The sequence below is a fragment of the Actinomycetospora sp. genome (assembly GCF_055612215.1).
Window position 1 is genome coordinate 1 of sequence record NZ_JBVPVA010000790.1, and the last position, 3,858, is coordinate 3,858.

Below are 3,858 nucleotides of genomic sequence, written 5' to 3' on the forward strand. Positions count from 1 at the left end.
ACACGGCGACGATCGCGGCCAGCCCGACCCAGACCGAGGCGAGCACGGGGTCCACGCGCCACCGCTCACGCATCCGCCGCCCCTTCCGTCCGGACCCAGTCTGACCCACGCGCCCGACCCGCCGACGGCCCGTCGGCGAAGCCACCCTCGGGCGTCGCGATCACGCCTCGCAGCGGCGCACACTCTCCGTCGTGAGCACGACGATCTCCTGCGCCCGGATCTTCGACGGCGAGCGGCCGCTGGGGGAGGGCACGGTCGTCGTCGACGGTGACGTGATCACGGCCGTCGAACCCGGGGCCCGCGAGCCCGCCGAGGGCGACGTGGACGGGCGGGGCGCGACCCTCCTCCCCGGGCTCGTCGACGGCCACGTCCACCTGCGCGGGGCCGGCAACCTCGGGCAGGACCTGCGCCACGGCGTGACGACCGTGCTCGACATGTTCTCCGCCCCGCCGCAGTTCACCGCGATGCTGCGCGGACGTGCCGCGCGCCGCGACGACGAGGCGGACCTGCGCAGCTCCGGGCTGATGGCCGGGGCGGTCGACGGCTGGCCCGCCGTCATGCTCCCGCCCGACCCGAGCGGCTGGCGGATGCCGGGCCTGTCCGGGCCGCAGGACGCCGAGCAGTTCGTCGCGGACCGGGTGCGCGAGGGCTCGGACTACCTCAAGGTCTTCGTCGAGAACGCCGCCGACGTCACCCGCCCCACCCTCGCCCCGGAGACCGTCGCCGCGGTGTGCGCGGCGGCCCGCGCCCGGGGGCTCACCACGGTCGCGCACGCCCCGACCCGGTGGGCCTTCACGACGGCGCGCGAGGCCGGCGTCGACGTCCTGACCCACCTCCCGCTGGACGGCCCGCTCGACGACGACGGGCTCGGCGGGCTCACGGTGGTCCCGACGCTGACGATGATGGCCGCGCTGACCGACCTCGGCTCGCAGAACGCGCTGTTCGCCGACCCGCGCCTGACCACGCGGCTGCCGCCCGACGTCGTCGACGCCCTGCGGACCGGCGACCGCGGCGGCCTGCCGACGAGCTCCGCGCCCGGCGCGGCGTACGAGCACGCGGTCGAGAACCTGCGGCGGCTCGTGGCGGCGGGAGCGAGGATCGTCGCGGGCACCGACGCCAACGACGTCCCCGGCCGGCCCGCGGCGGTGCTGCACGGCGCGTCGCTGCACCTCGAGCTCGAGCTGCTCGCGCAGGCCGGGATGGCGCCGACCGACGTGCTCGCGGCCGCGACCTCCCGGGCCGCCGACGTGTTCGGGCTCCGCGACCGGGGACGCGTCGCGGTCGGGCAGCGGGCGGACCTGCTGCTCGTCGACGGCGACCCGACCGCCGACGTCACCCACACCCGCGCGCTGCGCACGGTGTGGCGGGCCGGGGTGCCCCACGACCTGGCCCACCCGGTGCCGCTCGTGGGGCCGTGACGGACGGCGCCCGGAACGACGACGGGGCCGGGCGGACACCTGGTCCGCCCGGCCCCGGGTCTCGAGCAGTCGGTCTACCGCGGGGCGGTCGGGAGGACCTGGCGCCCGTAGGTGGAGTTCGTGACGATCGCGAACGAGCCGTACCAGGCCGCGATCGCCGTCAGGATCCCGAGGATCCCGCCGACCGTCGCGAGCGCGGACACCCCGGCCAGCGTCCCCAGCACGAGGAACAGGAACGTCAGGAACAGCAGCCCGAAGACCGCGATCAGGGCGCCCGAGGTCTTCAGCGAGGCGATGAACATGTACAGCGTGAAGATCGCCCAGCCGAGCAGGAAGAGCCCGGTCGCGGTCTTGGTGCTGGCCTCCGGCAGGGCCGGCTCGACGAACTGCACGAACGCCGCGAACGCCAGCCAGAACGCGCCGTACGAGACGAACGCGGTCGCGCCGAAGGTGTTGGCCTTGCGGAACTCGAAGAGCCCGGCGATGAGCTGCGCGAGCCCGCCGTAGAAGAGCGCCAGCGGCAGGACCGTCTTCTCGAGGTTCTCCGGGGCGATGCCCGCGTTGAACAGGCTCAGCAGGAAGGTCGTCGTCGCGAACGCGGCGAGGCCCAGCGGGCCGGGGTCGGCGAAGCCCCTGGTGGGATCGGCCGCGGCGGCCGAGCCCGACGTGCTCTCGACGTTGTGGGGGTCGTTGACGGTCGTCATCGACGTCCTCTCCCTTGGGTGCAGGTGTGTCTGGCGCGACTTTTCCCGATCATGTCCCGTGTCACACCGACCTCATCCCGCTGATCGTCCGCGGGGCGGACGACGGGGTCGCGCGGGGTGGGTGATCGGGAGGAACCGGACAGGGCGGGCTCGGATCGGGACCCCGCCCCGCGGTGTCCGGTTCGGTCGTCCCTGTCCGAGGGGGCAGGGTGGCACTGGTCTGGTCGGCCTACCAGGAGATGTGACCGCGGTCACGTCGGAGTCCGAACGAGGACTCCGGGTCAGGTCGCGCGGCGCGCGATCCCGGCGACGAAGGCCGCCTGTCCAGCGTGCTGGATGTCGTCGTCGACGACGCTGACGATGCGGACCCCGCGGGTCACCGGCGGGTCCCAGCGGTCGTCGATGACCTCGTCGAGGTCGGCGTCGGCGAGCGTGCGCAGGTAGGCCTCCGTCCGCTCGTGCACGGCGTCGTAGTACCCCGTGAGCAGCGCGGGGTCGGTCACGTGCACGGCGGCCACCTGCTCCGCGGTGTGCCCGTAGCCCATCGAGGACGGGTCGAGGTCGAAGCCGAAGCGGTCGGCCCAGCCGTCGGCCGTGTAGACCTGCTCCGTGCCCGCCAGTTCGGCGAGGTGGTCGTCCTGGACGCGCGTCAGGTGCCAGACGAGCCAGCCGACCGGGTTGGCCTCGGCGTCGAGACGCAGGTTGAGCGCCTTCTCGTCGAGCCGCTCCACCGCCCGGTGGACGTCGCTGCGGATCCGGCCGAAGGCGTCGACCAGGACGTCGATGCTGTTCACAGATCCTCCTCGCGAGGGGACGTGGCTCGGTGGCGCCGGGCGAACCCGATCCCCCCGACCACGGCCAGCCCGAGCTCCGCCACGACGAGCAGCACCAGGCCCGCGTCCGGGCCGGTGACGCCCGCGGAGAGTACGGGGTGCAACGCCCCGGCGCCCCGCGCCGCCGCCACGATCGCCAGCGCCGTCGTCACCTGCGCGCCCAGCGCGGCGGGGAAGGCGAGCCAGGGGGTGAGGCGCTCGGCGCCGAGGACGAGGTCGACCACCGGGACGAGCGTCAGCACCACGAACACCACGAGCGCGACCAGCGTCGGTCCCTCGGCCAGCTCGATCGCCGTCCAGTCGTGTCCGGTGGCGGTGTGCAGCAGCGGGAGGAAGAGGCCGACGAGGCCGGCGAGACAGAGCGCGACCGCCGCCCACGGCCGCGTCGTCGGGCTGCACGTCGCGATCAGGAAGCGGGCCCGCCACCGCAGCCCGCGGGTACCGGGGACGACGAAGCGCTCGCGCGGGACGTGTTCGAGGGGCACCGGCGGCGGGAGTGGGCGGTGCTGCTCCGGTGGACCGTCCGGGGCGGACTCGTCGCGGGCGAACTCTCCGGCCGGCATGGGCCACCCCTTCCGCCACGGTCCACGCGACGCACTGCGCAGGCCGATCCCACGTGAACGTCCAGCGGCTACCCCGGGTCGGAGGAGATCACGCCGGCCACACGCGAGGTCACACAGCGCTCTGACGGGCGCTCACCCGGCGCGTCAGGACGGCGAGCAATCGTGACGGGCAGCGGCTGTGACCATCACCGGACGGCGCAACCATCGGAGATGCGGCCACGCTCCGCTACCGTTCGCGTCATGGGCGAGCTGGATCGGTCCGGGCGGGTCCTCGTCGCGGGCTCGGGGGGGCTGACCAGCCGCTCCGGCAAGGAGACGACGGTGCAGGCCTCGGACGCGG

General features: G+C 74.4%; 4 protein-coding genes. 1 reads left to right on the forward strand and 3 read right to left on the reverse strand.

Features of this window, described 5'->3' with window-relative positions; all coding sequences use genetic code 11:
* Positions 1-191: 191 nt before the first annotated feature.
* On the forward strand, positions 192-1,418 hold the full coding sequence (locus tag AC0CYZ_RS21620) for an amidohydrolase family protein (RefSeq protein WP_472219110.1): 1,227 nt from the start codon (positions 192-194) through the stop codon (positions 1,416-1,418).
* A 74-nt stretch (positions 1,419-1,492) separates the two neighbouring features.
* Here AC0CYZ_RS21620 and AC0CYZ_RS21625 read toward each other — a convergent pair whose 3' ends face one another.
* From AC0CYZ_RS21625 to AC0CYZ_RS21635, 3 genes are all read right to left on the reverse strand, one after another.
* Positions 1,493-2,122, reverse strand: coding sequence for an acetate uptake transporter (locus AC0CYZ_RS21625; protein WP_472219112.1), 630 nt, complete (start codon positions 2,120-2,122; stop codon positions 1,493-1,495).
* A 281-nt stretch (positions 2,123-2,403) separates the two neighbouring features.
* Complete coding sequence (locus AC0CYZ_RS21630; RefSeq protein WP_472219114.1) at positions 2,404-2,916, reverse strand: mycothiol transferase; 513 nt, start codon at positions 2,914-2,916, stop codon at positions 2,404-2,406.
* On the reverse strand, positions 2,913-3,518 hold the full coding sequence (locus AC0CYZ_RS21635; protein ID WP_472219116.1) for a hypothetical protein: 606 nt from the start codon (positions 3,516-3,518) through the stop codon (positions 2,913-2,915). The genes AC0CYZ_RS21630 and AC0CYZ_RS21635 overlap by 4 nt, the downstream gene beginning before the upstream one ends.
* Positions 3,519-3,858 lie beyond the last annotated feature (340 nt).

Bases quoted from the DNA above. Each gene is read 5' to 3' on its own strand.
- AC0CYZ_RS21635 (WP_472219116.1), bottom strand. From the start codon at position 3,518: ATGCCGGCCGGAGAGTTCGCCCGCGACGAGTCCGCCCCGGACGGTCCA.
- AC0CYZ_RS21625 (WP_472219112.1), bottom strand. From the start codon at position 2,122: ATGACGACCGTCAACGACCCCCACAACGTCGAGAGCACGTCGGGCTCG.